Source organism: Microbulbifer sp. MKSA007 (assembly GCA_032615215.1).
Taxonomy (GTDB): domain Bacteria; phylum Pseudomonadota; class Gammaproteobacteria; order Pseudomonadales; family Cellvibrionaceae; genus Microbulbifer.
Window position 1 is genome coordinate 83,882 of sequence record CP128433.1, and the last position, 16,425, is coordinate 100,306.

Consider the following 16,425-nt stretch of genomic DNA (forward strand, 5'->3'; position numbering starts at 1 on the left):
GCAGCTCTTTACACCGGCTCTAAACTTTCCTCCTGAAGCGCCCTCTGCACTGCGGGCCTTTCTTCCATTCTCTTTTGGAATGCTTGAAGCCGGGGCCACCGGGGCATATCAAACTGCTGATGTTTCAGCCAGCGAGAGAGAACATACAGGTAGGCATCGGCAACCGTGAAACCGTCTCCCATTAAGTAGTCTTTATCAAGCTGTCCTTCGATATAGTCAAACCAGCGGATAAGCCTAACCCGGGAATCCTCCTGTTCTTCTTCTGTACCATGCCAAAACAGTGGTTTGAATAGCTTGTGGACTTCAGCACTGAGGAAGTTGAGCCATTCGAGAAGCCGGTAATGGGCCAGGGTGCCCACTGGTGGCACCAGTTGCGCGTCGGGCTTTTGCTCCGCCAAAAACTGGACGATTGCCGGACCTTCTGTCAGTACTTCTCCGCCTTCCAGTTGCAGTGCCGGCACGTACCCTTTAGGACTAATCCTTGTAAAGTCGTCGCCGTTTTCCAGCTCGTGGGTTTTTAGATTGACCTTTTGCAGGCCCAGATTGATCCCTGCTTCACAAGCGACAATATGAGGCGATAGAGAGCAAACACCCGGTGCATAAAAAAGCTTCATGGTAATCCTGTTGAGTCATTACCTATATCCAGGCAGTATAGGCCCGGCTAATTTCTCCCCACTGAAGCTCGACTGAAACTGGCTTGAATTCCTCTCTACAACTGTTGCTGAAATCTACTTACCGCGTATCCAATGGTCCAGGCTAAAGCGACCGGCACCGGCACAGGTCAGAATCAGGAAACCACCGGCAATCGTGATATTTTTCATAAAGCTGGTCATTTCTGTTGCATCACCAGGGGACAGGTGTACCAGGAAGGCCGAAGCGAGACAGAACAGGAAAAGGACAAAAGCAGAAATCCGGGTGAATATCCCCAGTAACACCGCGAGTCCTCCCACCAACTCTATAACGATGACCAGGGGCAAAATGAAGCCGGGTATCCCCATGGAAACCATAAAGGCCTCTGTCATTTCGTAGCCGCCAATTTTATTCCAGCCGGCAAATATAAAGATCAGCGACATCAGCACCCGACCGATCAGCTTTGAGGTGTCGCACAACATCGAATGCTTCACTACTACTTCCTCAATTGCGCATTTATGGGTATGGACTATCTACCAGTGTAGACACTGTCGTGAAAATTCATGAGATAGTCGGTAGCTGCCTTTACTCAAGAGGGATAAAAACCACTAGATTGGCGTGACAATCATCCTTTTTATTTTCAATAGTCAGTAGGAATCTACTAATTGGCAGTTAGAAAGTAATGAAGTAATGTTTAAAAAGCTAAAGCATTAATGAATTTTAGTGGGTAGGGGAAGTCGATCCGTTTGAGCGCAAAACTGAAAAATGCAGTTGTGTGGCGCCCTAGAGCCGCTACAATTGCGCGCCCATATAAAAGGGAGTTGGCCGCTTGTGCCTGCGCGGTCCGCCCCGGTGTAATCCTGTTGCCCTAGATCCACTCCAAGGGAAATCGAGCAGCCTCTGCACGACTACAATAACGGCACACTCACCATCATATAAATTGCCACCGGGGCGCTCCCCAAAATGGCATTAAACCATCCGAGAATATTTCAGCGCTGGAGTCCACACACGGCATGGAAGTTTATTACACCTTTTGTTTTCTTGCCGCCGTATCAGTTTTTCTGGGCTTCTTGAACCAATACGTATTGCGCGCCCAAACCACAATCGCTATTACCGCCGGTGCCCTGGCCCTATCACTATTGGTCACCGCCCTGGGCAAGTTGGGGGTGGTGGAGTTGCGCACCTGGGCAGATCAGCTTCTGCCGCTGCTCAACCTTGAGGATATTCTGCTCAAGGGAATGCTCGGGTTTCTGCTTTTTGCCGGCAGTTTGCATATCGATCTGTTGGAGCTGCGCAACCAGAAACTGGAGATCGGTCTTCTCGCCATTGTCGGTACCCTCATTTCCACCTTTGTGGTCGGGGCCCTTCTTTACTGGTTCCTGATGCTGATCAATATGCCGGTGGCTTTTGTTTACTGCCTGTTATTTGGTGCATTGATCTCTCCCACCGACCCTATCGCCGTACTGGCAATTATGAAAAACCTGAAGGCCCCGGAGCAGGTTTCCATTCAGGTGGAAGGTGAGTCCCTGTTCAACGATGGCTTCGGTATCGTGATCTTCGCGGTGATTTACGCACTCGCTTTCGAAGGCGGCCAACCTACGGTACCGGCAGTGGCTGAGCTATTCGCCATCGAGGCACTGGGGGGCATATTGCTGGGACTGATCATTGGTGGCGTTTTCCACTGGGCTATTTGTTGTACCAATGATCACAGCCTGGAATTGATGCTAACCATGGTTATTCCCACCGCCGGTTTTTCCCTGGCCAATGTACTCGGAGTCTCCGGCGCCCTGGCAATGGTGGTGAGTGGCATTATTATTGGCAACTTTACCCGCGAGCGCGGCTTTTCCCGGGTGAGCCAACACGAGTTGGATAATTTCTGGAGCATCACCGAAGATTTCCTCAACGGTTTGCTCTTCCTGCTGGTGGGCCTGTTCCTGATTACTATCGACCTGCGCCCCTCCGACTACCTGCTGATGGCAGTGGGCATTGTCATTGTTCTCACCGCCCGGGTTTTCGCTGTCGGCATCCCCTTCCTGTATTTAAAAAGTCGTCGCAAGTACCACCCCTATACCAACCGGATTTTGATCTGGGGAGGGCTGAAAGGTGGTCTGGCATTGGCGCTGGCGATGTCTATTCCCGCCGGCAGTGCCTTCGTCCAGGGACAGGACCTTCGCTACCTGTGGGTGGTCATGACCTATGGAGTGGTGCTCTTTTCTATCGTCGTACAGGGCTCTACCATAGCGCCATTGATTCGTCGCAGCCGGGAGTTTTCTGAGCCCGAACGCGACGAGCCCCAGCAACCGACAGCCAAATAGCGATAACGATTAAATGGAACACTCCGGCTTCCTTATTGAGGCAGTAATTTTCATGGCTGCTGCAGTGATTGCGGTACCCATTGCCACCCGCCTGGGCCTGGGCTCAGTCCTCGGTTACTTACTCGCCGGTGTGGCCATTGGCCCAAGTGCCCTAGGCCTGGTCGGCGATGCCAGCGATGAAATGCACGTTGCCGAGTTTGGTGTTGCACTCATGCTGTTCCTGATCGGCCTGGAACTGCAGCCGAGGAAGTTGTGGAAAATGCGCGGTGCTATCCTAGGCACCGGTAGTGCCCAACTACTGTTTTCCGCTGCGGCCATCGCTGGGTTGGTTCTCGCCTTTTCCGAGATGGATTGGCGCTCTTCGGTGGCTATCGGGCTGATCCTGGCACTATCCTCAACTGCGATCGTATTGCAATCCCTCAGTGAAAAGGGCCTGTTGAAAAGCCAGGGCGGGCGCGCTGCATTTGCGGTACTTTTGTTCCAGGATATCGCTGTTATTCCCATCCTCGCGCTATTGCCACTGCTGGCAGGTACCGCTGCCAGCCCCCATGAAAGTGGCTTGAGTGGTTGGTATTACGCATCGGCGGTTATCGGCACCATGCTGGCTTTTATTTTCGCCGGACGTTACCTGCTCGGTCCCTTGCTGCGTCTAATGGCAGGCAGCCAAGTTCGCGAACTGTTTACCGTAAGCGCGCTACTGATCGTATTTGCCGCAGCTGCGGTAATGACCTGGCTGGACCTATCGCCGGCACTGGGTACTTTCCTCGCCGGGGTACTGCTGGCCGAGAGCGAGTTCCGCCATGAGCTGGAAGCGGATATACAGCCTTTTAAGGGCCTGCTGTTGGGTCTCTTCTTTATCGCCGTGGGTGCCAGCCTGAATTTCTCCCTGATCGCGGACAACCCGCTGGTGCTAATCGGATTAGCATTGGCGTTGGTGCTGGTAAAATTTACCGTGCTGTTTGCCCTGGCGCGCACCTTGCGAATGTCAAAGGGCGAGGATTGGTTGTTCGCTCTGTCATTGGCGCAAGCCGGTGAATTCGGTTTTGTATTGGTAGCGTTCTCTACCCAGCTTCAGGTCCTGAGTGCGGACATCGGCAATCTGTTAGTAGCTCAAATTGCTCTGACCATGGCCCTGACACCAGTGCTGCTGCTGATCTACGAACAGTTTATCCAGCCGCGGTTTGTCACCGGCCCAGAGGTTCCCGCCAACATAGATACATCACCGCCTGTGGATTCCGGCTCACCGGTAATCATTATTGGCTACGGGCGCTTCGGGCAGATCGCCGGGCGACTTCTAAATGCCTGCGGTTTCAATACCACTTTACTCGAACGCAATGCAGAACAACTGGATCTGGTGCGCCGCTATGGTATCAAGGCTTACTACGGGGATGCCTCGCGAGAGGATCTGCTGCGCGCCGCCGGAGCCCAAAATGCAAAGCTGGTTATCCTGACCTTGAGCGACCAGGCCGCCTGTTTGGAAATTGTGGCCCAGCTGCAAAAACACTTCCCCAATGTGACCATCCTCGCCCGGGCCCGCAACCGTATGCACCAATATGCTTTGATGGAAGCCGGGGTCCGCTATATCTTCCGCGAGACTGTGGACTCGGCCCTGACCATCGGCGAAAAGGCGCTGGAACTATTGGGACTCAGTCCCATACAGGCGCGCCGCGCCGCCTTGAAATTCAAGCAGCACGACCAACGTATGCTGGAGGCACTTTTCCCCTACTGGCGCGATGAGTCCCAGCATATTGCGCAAAGCCGAATCTATCGCGAGCAGCTTTTACAGGCGTTACAACAAGACCGCCGCGATAAGGACCTGCATCTGGATCACTACTGGGAAGAAGCCAAGCCCGAGATGGAAAAACAGTAAGCCGGTTATTGGTCCCAGGGGCTGTCATTAAGCACGACAATGGCAGCCCTGCCCGGACTCAGACTCTCGCTGATATGCCCCTCTCCGTGTAAATCATTGGCTAATAAGATATCTCCGGGAGCAAAGGTATATTGTTCACCGGAGCTGGTTGTGAGCTTCACCCTGCCTTCAAGATAAAGAATAAACTGCGCCTGCGGGGCACAGTGCCAATCAAAACGCTGTCCCTCACTAAACTCCCGGAACTGCACCTGCTTGGCGGGATAGGGGATTGAGTAATTACCCAGGGGCTCGCGCTGGGGACTGTCTATTTTTCTTTTCTGAAAAAGGGAAACCCCATTAACTGAACACAGCTCTACAAACTCCATATCAAGTTTTCACCAATTTAAGCGTGTCTATTACAAGAGAAAATTTATTCTTTGTTAATTAAGCTCGCCTCTACCAGATCAACCTCCAAAACCAATTTGCGGTGGAGTTCATCATCAATCTTCCTGGAGACACGCAATTCCAACAGTTGTTCGCGCTCAGCAGAAAGTGCGGCAAGGTGATAATGACGCTCAACCCTGGAACGCATCCAGATAATATCCTCGCTTTCATCTTCTCCTAGGGTTATGCGCCGCCGATAAATAGCTAAAAGGTGATCCACCGCCTCAAAAGCGAGATCGCGATCTTTTTCACCTCGATCAATATCATGACGCATATTCATCAGCTGATTCACTGCCGCTGTGGCAGCAGATATTCGCGCACCTTTTTCATCACCGATAGCGGCAAAATTGGGGGCTTCGGGTAAACGGCGCAGTAGAACAGGCAATAAAAAACTTGCCAGCAATAAGGAGAGTAAGATAACGCCCATTGCAATAATCAGGGCTAAATCACGACCGGGCAACGGCTTTCCATCTGTCATAGCGAGGGGAAGGGAAAAGGCTCCCGCCAATGTAATCGCCCCTCTTACCCCGGCGATGGTCAACACGCTAACCAATAAAAAATGGGTACCAAAAGATTCTACTTTCTGCCCAAAACGTGAGAGATATAGGGAGACCCATACCCACACAAATCTCAGGAGAAGTAGTACAACAAATATTGCCAGGACATAAAAAATAATTGTTAAGTCACCAGTGTGGCGCGCGCCGGAGAAATCCGCTCCGGTAATTCGAACCAATTGCTCTCCCAACAAAACAAAAATAATACCGTCAAGAACTGCTTGTACTGTTTTCCATACTGCACGGCGGTCCATCCGTGTAGTCGACATTTCCGCGCCGTGTAAGGTGGTATAGTGAGTCGCAATTCCAGCACTGGCAGCCGCCAAAATACCCGATACCTGTAAAGTATGGGCGGCGATATATGCCGCAAAGGGCACTAATAAGCTCACTAGAACTTGTACAGTAGTGTCCTCACCGCCAATTCTGACCAGCAGACGCAAAATATATCCACAGGCAAATGCCGCTCCAGCACCAATAACCACACCGCCGATAGCGACCCAGAAAAAACCAGCCAGTGCGTGGGGAAATGAAAAGGTCCCCGTGAGGGCAGCAATCACTGCAAAACGGAAAATATCCAATCCCGAGGCATCATTAAACAGGGACTCTCCGGCGAGGATATGCTCCAGCCGTGGTGGCATAGAAGTTCCACCGTGGACCACCGATACCGCCACGGGATCGGTCGGTGCCAAAATTGCCGCTACTGCAAAAGCCACCGCCAGTGGCATGACAGGCACCAACCAGGAAATAAAATATCCCATACCCACAACGGTAAAAAGCACCAAGCCAATAGCCAAGGTAACAATGGCACCGATATCACGAAACAGGGCGCCTTTCGGTATTCGCCAACCGGCAATAAACAATAAGGGCGGAACAAACAGCAGGAAAAAAATTTCTGGCTCGAGGGGTATTTCTATTCCCAAAAAGCTACCCAGTATTGCTCCCGCAGCAATTTGCAATAGAGGCAGTGGAATAGGTAAAGGCAACAGGCGCGCAATAACCAGGGTAATGGCCACAACTAACAACAGCACCAGCGCAATAACCAGATAGTGCATTACTCGCTACAGTTCCCTGTGACGCCTTATTGAAATAGATCTCTATCGAGCAACTATTGCTGCTCACTCAATATCAGGAAGTTTATGCTAGAATAGAAAACAGGGAATAAATTCTGAGAAAAAGTGCCGGCGCTTTGCAGCGCTCCAAAAAATTACTCTGCAAATTTGGCAGAGTTTTTGGAGTTTCTTTACTCAAACATATCCGGCTGTTCTTTTGCAATTACATTGTAAAGAGGCTGAAAGCTAAATAATCCCGCCAGTTCAGTTCCCACAACCGCCCGGGTTCGTATTGCCACCTCTGGATCGATCAAAATAGGCTGCCCAGCTGCTTCCGCCAGTAACTGAGCCTGGCAGCTTTTTTCCATAGTGATATACCACCAGGCAGCTTCATCAACGGATTTACCCACCGTCAGTAAGCCGTGATTCTGCAATATCAGTGCTTTGTGGTTACCCAAGGCTTTAGCAAGGGCCGCACCTTCTCCCATTTCCAATACCACGCCGGAAAAAGTATCCAACAAACCGTGGTCCTGATAAAAGGCACAAGCATCCTGGGTAATGGGATCCAGAAGGCGCCCGAGAGTAGACCAACTTTTCCCATAAAGGGAATGAGCGTGCGCAGCGGCTACCACATCCGGGCGGGTTTTATGGATGTGAGAATGAATAGTAAAGGCTGCGCCATTAAGGTAACCATCCCCCTCAACCACCTCTCCTTGATGATTGACCAGCAACAGTTGTGACATCGTCATCTGTTTAAAGGAAACCCCCATGGGGTTGACCCAAAAATGATCGTCATATTCTGGGTCACGGACAGTGATATGACCGGCTACGCCTTCATCAAAACCAAATTTTCCAAACAGCCGAAAAGCCGCCGTCAGCTTCCTCTTACGCTCTTCACGAACTTGTTCTGGCGGCTGGGTTGGCTCGCCAAGCAACATATTGATGTCGCCATTCATAACAGCAGCATCAATACCGGTTTTTGTTTTATTTTTTTCTGTTGTAGCCACCTAGCGGCCCTCTCATCTTTGGAAAATGCCGAGGCATGGTTATAGCATGACTTTTATTTTCTATGCGAGGATTAATAACTTAATAAAATGGTGACTGCTTAATGCGGAAAAATATAAAAGTGACTTTGATGTCTTTTCTATCAGTTTATTTTCGCGCGGTAGAAATATAAGCAAAAATTTACTGCCAAATAATGAAAATTTAGTATCTTGCACTTAGTTTCTTTTACTGAATAATTAGGACTGTTTACTCAAAGTAAATTCCCACCCAGATGTCATAGATATGACTCTGAGTAGGAGAGAGTTTACTCTATCAAAAACCTTCCAGGACTATCTTTCCTTTTGCAGCCTGGGATTCGATAAGCTGATGTGCTTTTAAAAGGTTATTTGCATTTATTTTCCCAAAATTCTGCCCCATAGTGGTTTTAATTAATCCCTGGTCAATTAATTCCGCAAGTTCATTCAACAGAACATGCTGGGCAACCATATCCTCGGTAGAAAACAGCGCGCGAGTAAACATAAACTCCCAGTGCAGGGACAGACTCTTCTGCTTCAGTGCCACAACATCCAAGGAGGTGGGGTCGTCAATCAAACCAAACTTGCCTTGAGGTCTGATACTTTTGATAATTTCCGCCAAGTGCTCTTCGGTATTAGTGAGGCTAACAACATAGTCGACGCCATCGATACCCTCGCGACTTAACTGTTCACTAAGAGACTGCCGATGATTGATCACATGGTGGCTTCCAAGCTCTTCAAGCCAGCTTTTGGTTTCGGGGCGGGAGGCAGTGCCTATCACAGTCAAATTGGTCAGACGACGGGCCAACTGGACCATGATCGAACCCACGCCACCAGCGGCACCAATGATCAGCAGTGACTTGTTGTTTGCCCCTTTACCCACCGCAACTTGCAGGCGGTCAAATAGCATTTCCCAAGCGGTAATCGCAGTGAGAGGCAGCGCCGCCGCCTCGGCACAGCCAACCGTCTTGGGGGCAGTACCAACGATTCTCTCATCCACCAGCTGGTACTGGGCATTGCTGCCCGAACGGGAGATATCGCCCGCATACCAAACCCGATCGCCAACCTTAAAGAGTCCCGCTTCCGGGCCTACCGCCTTCACTATGCCCACAGCATCCCAGCCAAGTACCTTCCACTGACCGGTGTCCGGGCTAGCCCGCTGCCTCACTTTAGTATCTACCGGGTTAACCGAAACGGCCTGTACTTCTACCAGCAGATCCCGGCCGGAGACTTGCGGTATGGGGAGGGTTATATCCTGTAGCGCTTCTTTATCACTGCTTGGCAGAGACTGTTGATAACCGACGGCCTTCATCATCAATTTTATCCTTTTCCAATGGGGTAACGGGTGTGAAGGTATCTTAAAAAGGAATATCCACAGGAAAAACTGCCTTCTCGCAGAAGCTGTTTCAATTATTTTTTTAAATTCCAGTAACTATGGATAACTCTATCCACAGTTATCCACAAAGCTGAACTAGGGCACGGGGAAATGGCTATCTGTGGAAAACTTGAGAAGAAATTTACTCACCAAGGCATTAAATCTTTGCGCTGCTTCCAGAAACAGGAAATGGCTTCCTCCTTCCGCCACATCAAAGATCTCAAGCCTGGAACCCGCAACTTGCTGGTGAATCCACTGCTGGCACTCTATCGGGTGTGGACTGGCACGACCGAAAGCCACTAGCGTCGGCTTATCAATCCTGGGGATAAAATCCCGCCAGTCCTTTGTTATGTTATCCACAAAAAGCTTTGCAGCCCAGCGACGGGGACACTGCAGGTTAACCGCAACCAGCTCATCCCGTTGGGTTTTCCCCATTAAAGGCGTGACCATAGACATAAGAATTTGGCGGGTGGCCTCAGCACCTTTTTTTCCAACCAAGTTATCCACAAACTGGAAGAGGCTCTCCGGGGTCAGTATGCCTCCAGCGGCCAATCGCTCCGCTTCACTCCAGGCGGGATCTGCCAGTAGACAGGGGGGTTCATCAATTAGCACTAGTGCACTGACCCTATCCCCACCAAACATTTCCAGGTAGCTCCATATCACCGAGCAGCCGGCGGAGTGGCCGAGTAAATGAAGGGGTTCCTGTTGCAGACTTGAGATCAGCTCTTGCAAGTCCTTGGCGAGGCGGGAAATTCGATAGCCATGATTGGGCTTGTCAGACTGACCATGACCACGCATATCCAGCGCGATCACACGAAACTGATCGCTGAGCCCAGTGAGCTGATGTTTATACAACACCGCCCCCTGGGACCAGCCGTGTAGCATCAATAATATGGGGCCGCTGCCGGCCTCTAGATAGCGCAGGGTGACGCTATCAGAGGTAGTAAATTCACACAGCTTTACTCGCTTGTGCATAAACCTTTTGCGGCAGGTGAACAGTTATTCAACCGTGACTGATTTAGCCAGGTTTCTGGGTTGATCCACATCAGTACCTTTCAGCAACGCCACATGGTAACTCAATAGCTGCAGCGGCACGGTGTAGAGAATCGGCGCCAGACTCTCTGGGGAATCTGGAACTTCCACCACGGTAATACCTTCTTCACTGGTAAATCCGGCCTTGGGGCTGGCGAAAACAAACAGTTGCCCACCCCGTGCACGCACTTCCTGCAAATTGGATTTGAGTTTTTCCAGCAGCTCATCATTGGGGGCAACGACAACCACGGGCATATCGCCGTCCACCAGTGCCAGGGGGCCATGCTTCAATTCGCCGGCGGGATAGGCCTCCGCGTGGATATAGGAAATTTCCTTCAGCTTTAGAGCGCCCTCCAGAGCAATGGGGAATTCGACACCACGCCCCAAGAAAAGCGCGTGGTTCTTCTCTGCAAAGGCCTTGCTGGTGTTTTTAACCACCTTATCCAGACCGGTAAAACTCTCCATTAGCTCAGGTAACTGGTGCAAGGCGCTGACCAGCTCAGCTTCACGCTCCGCCGACAGGCCGTTGACCTTGGAGAGGGCGATACAGAACAGTTGTAATGCTACCAATTGGGTCGTAAAGGCCTTGGTCGAGGCCACACCAATCTCAGGGCCCGCCTCAGTCATTAGCGATAGCTCAGACTCTCGCACCAATGAGCTGTTGGGCACATTGCAGATGGTCATGGAGGCCAGGTAGCCCAGGTCCTTGCCCTGGCGCAGGGCGGCGAGGGTATCAGCCGTTTCCCCGGATTGGGAAATACTCACAAACAGGGTTCCCGGGCGCACCACTTTCTTGCGGTAGCGCAGTTCACTGGCCACTTCCACCGAGCAGGGAATACCGGCCCAGTCCTCCAGCCAATAGCGGGCTACCATTCCCGCATGGTAACTGGTGCCACAGGCTACTATCTGTACCTGCTGCACCTTGGGCAAAATCTCCTGGGCGCGGGCACCAAGGGCCTGGGCCAACACTGAGCGCTCACCGATACGGCCCGCCAGAGTGGCTGCGACCACCTGGGGCTGCTCGAAAATCTCTTTCTGCATAAAGTGGCGGTAGCGCCCTTTATCGGTAGCTTCATGACCGCCGGTCAACTTGTGCACCGGGCGACTGACTTCCTCTCCCAACTTGTCTCGAACTGCGATGCCACCGCGACGCACTTCCGCCACATCGCCCTCTTCGAGGAATATAAAGCGATCAGTCACCTGGCGCAGGGCCATAGGATCAGAGGCAATAAAGTTCTCTTCAATACCCACTCCAAGGACCAGCGGACTACCAGAGCGGGCACAGGCCAAAACTTCCGGCTCTTCATGACTAACCACCGCGAGGGCGTAGGCACCTTCCAGTATATGCGTGGCTTCAGTCACAGAGTCGACCAGGCTGCGGCCCTCAGAACTTAATGAGTGAATAAGGTGAACCACAACTTCAGTATCGGTTTCAGACTCAAACTCATAACCTTTTCCCTGAAGCTCTGAACGCAATTCCTGATGGTTTTCGATAATGCCGTTGTGAACCAGAGCGATATGGCCTGACAGATGGGGATGGGCATTTTCATCGGAGGGAACACCGTGAGTAGCCCAACGGGTATGGGCAATGCCAATATGGCCCTCGGCGCTTTCCTCACTTAATTTGGCTTCCAAATCTGCGACCTTGCCCAGGCTTTTGCGCAATTGCAGCTGGCCATCTCCACTGCTTAAGCAGACTCCGGCTGAGTCGTAACCGCGATACTCCAAACGGCGCAGCCCTTCCAGAAGAATCCCCGTCACATTGCGCTGTGCCAGCGCACCTACGATTCCGCACATAATTATTTCCTCATTAACCCGGGAGTCTCGCCGCCCATTAACATTTCAGGCTGAGCGCCTCTGCTCCTGTCTTCAGCGGCACAAATGAGCTGGATACCCAGCTGCTCCAGTTTTTGGCCCACGGCGTCCGCCAGGCCATCATCAGTTACCAAGATATCGACCTGCTCCCAGGACAATTCCAGATTGGGAATCCGCTTCCCCACTTTACTGGACTCCGCCAGTACAACCACTTCCCGCGCAACTTCCGCCATTACGCGGGAGAGGCCAATTTGTTCATTAAATGTACAGGTGCCGCGTTGCAAATCGATTCCATCGGCACCAATAAAAGCGCGATCGAAGTCGTATCCTCTCAGTACCTGTTCTGCAACCTGCCCCTGGAAGGCCTCAAAGTGTGGGTCCCAGGTGCCTCCGGTCATCAACAGCGTCGGTTCGTTTTCAAGTTCGCGCAGTGCATTGGCCACATGCAGCGAGTTAGTCATCACCACTAGGCCGCGCTTGCTTTCAAGCTCAGGAATCATTGCCGCCGTGGTGCGACCGTAATCGATCACAATTCGGTGGTGATCCGGTATCAGCTCAGCAGCGGCTCGACCAATGGCCCGCTTACTCCCAGAGGGCCCTTCTTCATTGACCAACTCCCTCGGCACCGGGATAGCACCACCGTGGCGGCGCAGCAACAAGCCGTGATTTTCCATTGCCGTCAGATCCTTTCGAATCGTAACTTCCGAAGTTCCGAACTGCCGCGCCAATTGCTCGACACTGGTCTCTCCTACTTCATTTAGCAAGTGGAGAATACCGTGGCGGCGCTGTTGGGTGTTGCGTTTGGACATAGGCAGATAAGTTTCATTTCGAAACTTAAAGATAGCAAAACGAAACTAAAGTTCCCACAACTTTTATCAATAACCATTACTCAACTGATTAAATACCGGTATAGGACTCACTCAGGCTGTTAGAGGGACAAAGTTTCCAACATTGTCTGAAGAAAGCGCGCCAACTCTCCACCGGTAACGGCCCGGTGATCGGCACTGATAGAGAGAGGGAGTAAGGGGCGAAGTGCCGGCCATCGATTGACCACCACAACTCCCTGGCACACCCTCCCGGCACCGACAATGGCAACAGTGGGCGGCATGACTACTGGGGTGGCATAGCGACCGGCTATGGAGCCGAAGTTGGAGAGAAGTATGCTTGCCCCCTGAAGGTCTCGCTGGGCGATTCCGGTCTCGCGGGCCTGGTGCTTAAAGTCCGCCACCTGCTGGAGCAGATCTTCATCAGTACGCTGGGCGACATCCCTGAGTACCGGCACATAGAGTCCTCGTGGAGAATCCACTGCTAAGCCAATATTGATACTGCCCTGCGGCGCCAGCTTCTCATCCTGATACAGGGCATTGAGGGTAGGTTCCGCCTCACAAGCTTCCTGTACTGCACGAATCAATCTCAGCAGCGCCGGAGCACTACCCCACCAGTTGGAAATATCCGCATCGTCACACAGCGTTATCTGCTTTACCTCATCTCGCGCTCGGCTCATGGACAAACCCATTGCGCGACGTGCAGGCGTCATGACTTCGGACTCAGAATCGAATTGGGGTGCAACGGCTGTAGTTTGTACGGCAGAAGCGCGGGCAGGTGATGGATGCTGCCCCTTCGCCACAGTTTTGGGCTTTGTTCCCGGCCCCACCGCAGTAAGTACCTGGGCTTCCGTTACCAGTGCACCCGCTGGTGATATTGACTGTAAATCTACCCCCAAACGCCTGGCCAGGGCCCGTACTCTCGGGGTGGCCAGGCGCTTTAAGCCCACCTCCGGCCCCCGCTCAGCCCCCAATACACCTTGCCCTTGCTCTATTTTTCCCACCACCGTACCGCTGTCGGCCCGAGGACTAGTCTCTTGTTCCGATTCTTCAGCTTGAGTGGGCGGGCTTTCATCTGCGACTTCTCCCTCGGCCATAAATCCCACCAGGGGATCGCCAACATTCACGGTCTCATCCACTGCCGCAAATAGCTTCTCAATAGTGCCGCCCCAAGGAGCCGGCACTTCCACCAAGGCCTTAGCGGTTTCCACTGTCACCAGAGTTTCATGGGCAGCTATGGTATCTCCCTCTCTGACATGCCACTCCCGCACTACCGCATCGGGCAGACCTTCACCGAGATCCGGAAGGGTAAAAGTCTTCATTGTGGCCCTCCGTTGGCGTAGTCCAGCACTTCCTGTACGGCCGACAAAATACGCGGCACTCCGGGTAGATACTCATCCTCCAGTTGATAGTAGGGCATCACTGTATCGAAACCGGTCACCCTCTGTACCGGTGCCTTTAAAAGATCGAAGGCATACTCATTAATCTGTGCGATCACCTCGGCACCCAGGCCACAGAACCTGGCCGCCTCGTGCACAACGACACAGCGCCCGGTTTTCTCCAGGGAGTCTATTACCGTGTGGATATCCAGGGGTTTCAGGGTGGCCGGGTCGATAACCTCAGCCTCTACCCCTTCCTCTGCGAGCTGCTCTGCGGCTTGCAGGGTCTCTTTGAGGGAAGCGCCCCAAGCGATAAGCGTTATATCGCGGCCCTCCCGCAACACAAAGGCGCGATCCAGTGGCAGAGCCTCGCCAGTGTCGGGCACTTCCTGGCGAACGGCTCGGTAAATACGTTTGGGCTCCAGGAAAATGACCGGGTCCGGGTCTCTAATTGCCGCCAATAGTAAACCGTAAGCCCGTGCAGGAGAGGAGGGCACCACAAGGCGCAGACCTGGAATATGGGCGAACAGGGCCTCGGTGCTCTCGGAGTGATGCTCCGGTGCATGGATTCCACCTCCATAGGGGGCCCGATAGACAATCGGACAGGAGAGGCGGCCGCGAGTGCGATTGCGATAGCGCGAGGCGTGGCTGAGGATCTGATCGAGACCGGGATAGATAAAACCCATAAACTGGAATTCAGCCACCGGTCGCAGGCCCTGCACCGCCATACCGACAGCCATTCCGGCAATCATGGTCTCGGCCAGGGGGGTATCCATCACCCGGTCCCGGCCAAACCTGGCCTGTAACCCCTCGGTTGAGCGAAATACGCCACCGTTCAGACCAACATCTTCACCAAATAGAACCACCATCGGGTCTGCTTGCATCTCGTAAGCCAGAGCCTGGGTGACAGCCTCGACCAAAGTTATCTCAGCCATTAGCTATCTCCCTGCAACTGTTGATACTGCTCCAGAAAAGGCTCCGGCAACTTTGCATAGAGGTGGTCGAATATTGCTGTGGCGGCATCTCTGGGGGTTTCCCGGTAGATGTGGACCGCTCTCTCCAGCTTCTGTGTCAGCTCCCGTTGCATCTCTTCTTCCTGCGCATCATCCCAGGCACCGCAGTTTTCCAGGTAGGATCGCAGGCGCCGCAAAGGCTCTCGGGACCAGGCTTCACTGACATCTTTTTTGGGCTGGTAGCGGCTGGCATCATCGGCGGTGGTGTGGTCACACAGGCGATAGCTAATCGCCTCGATCAGAGCTGGGCCAGCACCACTGCGCGCCCGCTCCACGGCATCACCCACCGCCTCACGAACGGCAATCACATCGTTGCCGTCTACCTGCAAGCCGGGTATGCCGGCGGCAATAGCCTTCTGTGCCAGAGTCTTACAGGCAGTTTGCTCATCTCGCGGTAGGGAAATGGCCCATTGATTGTTGTTGATAACGATCACTAGAGGCAGGTGCCAGTCCCCAGCCAGGTTTATCGCCTCGTAAAAGTCTCCCCGCGAAGTAGATCCATCGCCGCCGGTCGAAACAGCGACGCGCATGGGTTCACCGAAATGCTCATGTTTATATTTCAGGGCAAAGGCTACACCGGCACCGTGCAACATCTGGGTGGCTATAGGCACACTCAAGGGCAAATCTTCGCGGCTATGGCGAAAGTTCTGCCCCCGCTCATCGCCCCCCCAGATTGCGTAGATCTCCTCAATAGTGACGCCCCGCTCCAGAAGAGCGCCTGTCTCCCGGTAATTGGGGCAGTAGATATCCTCTTTGGCCATGGCGGCTGCGAGACCAACACCAATAGCTTCCTGGCCGAGGCTGGAGGGATAGGTGCCAAGTTGACCGGTACGCTGCATTTTTACCGCGCGATCATCCACCATACGAGCCAACGTCATCTGGCGGTAGTAAGCAATCAGGGTATCCGGGGTGGCAAATTCCGGTAGGGCTTGGGTCGTCTGTCCCTGTTCATCCAAATATTGCAGCGAAGCAATATCAAAACTGGCAAGCAGCTGTAATCTGGGCTTGTGCATCGGGCCATTCCTTTTGTTCCCGAAGCGCAAGTTTAATGGATAGGGTGGCTATCAACAGGCGTGGAGAGGGAAGGCCCGCCGGAATTATAGTTTCCGAGGGGCAATCCAATTACG

General features: G+C 52.8%; 14 protein-coding genes. 2 read left to right on the forward strand and 12 right to left on the reverse strand.

Going from position 1 to position 16,425, the window contains the following annotated elements; all coding sequences use genetic code 11:
- Positions 1-8 precede the first annotated feature (8 nt).
- Together gstA and QT397_02975 are read right to left on the reverse strand one after the other, a co-directional pair.
- Positions 9-614: a glutathione transferase GstA gene (gstA, locus tag QT397_02970; protein ID WNZ56342.1), complete on the reverse strand. Its 606-nt coding sequence runs from the start codon at positions 612-614 to the stop codon at positions 9-11.
- Positions 615-728: 114 nt separating this feature from the next.
- Positions 729-1,124 (reverse strand): DoxX family protein, encoded by a 396-nt coding sequence (locus QT397_02975; protein ID WNZ56343.1) that lies wholly within the window; start codon positions 1,122-1,124, stop codon positions 729-731.
- A 519-nt stretch (positions 1,125-1,643) separates the two neighbouring features.
- Here QT397_02975 and QT397_02980 point away from each other — a divergent pair.
- Both QT397_02980 and QT397_02985 read left to right on the forward strand, forming a co-directional pair.
- Positions 1,644-2,945, forward strand: coding sequence for a sodium:proton antiporter (locus QT397_02980; protein ID WNZ56344.1), 1,302 nt, complete (start codon positions 1,644-1,646; stop codon positions 2,943-2,945).
- 13 nt (positions 2,946-2,958) lie between these two features.
- On the forward strand, positions 2,959-4,815 hold the full coding sequence (locus tag QT397_02985) for a monovalent cation:proton antiporter-2 (CPA2) family protein (protein WNZ56345.1): 1,857 nt from the start codon (positions 2,959-2,961) through the stop codon (positions 4,813-4,815).
- Positions 4,816-4,820: 5 nt separating this feature from the next.
- Here the strand turns inward: QT397_02985 and QT397_02990 are convergent, their stop codons facing one another.
- The 10 genes from QT397_02990 to pdhA all read right to left on the reverse strand — a co-directional run bounded on the left by QT397_02990 (position 4,821) and on the right by pdhA (position 16,311).
- The gene (locus QT397_02990) at positions 4,821-5,180 is read right to left on the reverse strand and encodes an AraC family ligand binding domain-containing protein (protein WNZ56346.1); all 360 of its coding nucleotides are present in this window, start codon (positions 5,178-5,180) and stop codon (positions 4,821-4,823) included.
- A gap of 44 nt (positions 5,181-5,224) precedes the next feature.
- Positions 5,225-6,844 (reverse strand): Na+/H+ antiporter, encoded by a 1,620-nt coding sequence (locus QT397_02995; protein ID WNZ56347.1) that lies wholly within the window; start codon positions 6,842-6,844, stop codon positions 5,225-5,227.
- 188 nt (positions 6,845-7,032) lie between these two features.
- Positions 7,033-7,848 carry a class II aldolase/adducin family protein gene (locus QT397_03000; protein ID WNZ56348.1) on the reverse strand — a complete coding sequence of 272 codons (816 nt, stop codon included), beginning with the start codon at positions 7,846-7,848 and terminating at the stop codon, positions 7,033-7,035.
- Positions 7,849-8,158: 310 nt separating this feature from the next.
- Complete coding sequence (locus QT397_03005; protein ID WNZ58610.1) at positions 8,159-9,172, reverse strand: zinc-binding alcohol dehydrogenase family protein; 1,014 nt, start codon at positions 9,170-9,172, stop codon at positions 8,159-8,161.
- 159 nt (positions 9,173-9,331) lie between these two features.
- Entirely contained in the window at positions 9,332-10,210 is an 879-nt protein-coding gene (locus tag QT397_03010) for an alpha/beta hydrolase (GenBank protein ID WNZ56349.1), read from the reverse strand.
- A gap of 24 nt (positions 10,211-10,234) precedes the next feature.
- Positions 10,235-12,064: a glutamine--fructose-6-phosphate transaminase (isomerizing) gene (gene glmS / locus QT397_03015; protein WNZ56350.1), complete on the reverse strand. Its 1,830-nt coding sequence runs from the start codon at positions 12,062-12,064 to the stop codon at positions 10,235-10,237.
- A gap of 2 nt (positions 12,065-12,066) precedes the next feature.
- A complete protein-coding gene (locus QT397_03020) occupies positions 12,067-12,891 on the reverse strand; it encodes a DeoR family transcriptional regulator (protein WNZ56351.1) in 825 nt (274 codons plus the stop codon).
- 119 nt (positions 12,892-13,010) lie between these two features.
- Positions 13,011-14,228: a dihydrolipoamide acetyltransferase family protein gene (locus QT397_03025; GenBank protein WNZ56352.1), complete on the reverse strand. Its 1,218-nt coding sequence runs from the start codon at positions 14,226-14,228 to the stop codon at positions 13,011-13,013.
- Positions 14,225-15,220: an alpha-ketoacid dehydrogenase subunit beta gene (locus QT397_03030; protein WNZ56353.1), complete on the reverse strand. Its 996-nt coding sequence runs from the start codon at positions 15,218-15,220 to the stop codon at positions 14,225-14,227. The genes QT397_03025 and QT397_03030 overlap by 4 nt, the downstream gene beginning before the upstream one ends.
- Positions 15,220-16,311, reverse strand: coding sequence for a pyruvate dehydrogenase (acetyl-transferring) E1 component subunit alpha (pdhA, locus tag QT397_03035; protein WNZ56354.1), 1,092 nt, complete (start codon positions 16,309-16,311; stop codon positions 15,220-15,222). The genes QT397_03030 and pdhA overlap by 1 nt, the downstream gene beginning before the upstream one ends.
- Positions 16,312-16,425 lie beyond the last annotated feature (114 nt).

Coding starts and splice junctions, on each gene's coding strand:
- gstA (WNZ56342.1), bottom strand. CDS start 614: ATGAAGCTTTTTTATGCACCGGGTGTTTGCTCTCTATCGCCTCATATT.
- QT397_02980 (WNZ56344.1), top strand. CDS start 1,644: ATGGAAGTTTATTACACCTTTTGTTTTCTTGCCGCCGTATCAGTTTTT.
- QT397_02985 (WNZ56345.1), top strand. CDS start 2,959: ATGGAACACTCCGGCTTCCTTATTGAGGCAGTAATTTTCATGGCTGCT.
- QT397_02990 (WNZ56346.1), bottom strand. CDS start 5,180: ATGGAGTTTGTAGAGCTGTGTTCAGTTAATGGGGTTTCCCTTTTTCAG.
- QT397_02995 (WNZ56347.1), bottom strand. CDS start 6,844: ATGCACTATCTGGTTATTGCGCTGGTGCTGTTGTTAGTTGTGGCCATT.
- QT397_03005 (WNZ58610.1), bottom strand. CDS start 9,172: ATGAAGGCCGTCGGTTATCAACAGTCTCTGCCAAGCAGTGATAAAGAA.
- QT397_03010 (WNZ56349.1), bottom strand. CDS start 10,210: ATGCACAAGCGAGTAAAGCTGTGTGAATTTACTACCTCTGATAGCGTC.
- glmS (WNZ56350.1), bottom strand. CDS start 12,064: ATGTGCGGAATCGTAGGTGCGCTGGCACAGCGCAATGTGACGGGGATT.
- QT397_03020 (WNZ56351.1), bottom strand. CDS start 12,891: ATGTCCAAACGCAACACCCAACAGCGCCGCCACGGTATTCTCCACTTG.
- QT397_03025 (WNZ56352.1), bottom strand. CDS start 14,228: ATGAAGACTTTTACCCTTCCGGATCTCGGTGAAGGTCTGCCCGATGCG.
- QT397_03030 (WNZ56353.1), bottom strand. CDS start 15,220: ATGGCTGAGATAACTTTGGTCGAGGCTGTCACCCAGGCTCTGGCTTAC.
- pdhA (WNZ56354.1), bottom strand. CDS start 16,311: ATGCACAAGCCCAGATTACAGCTGCTTGCCAGTTTTGATATTGCTTCG.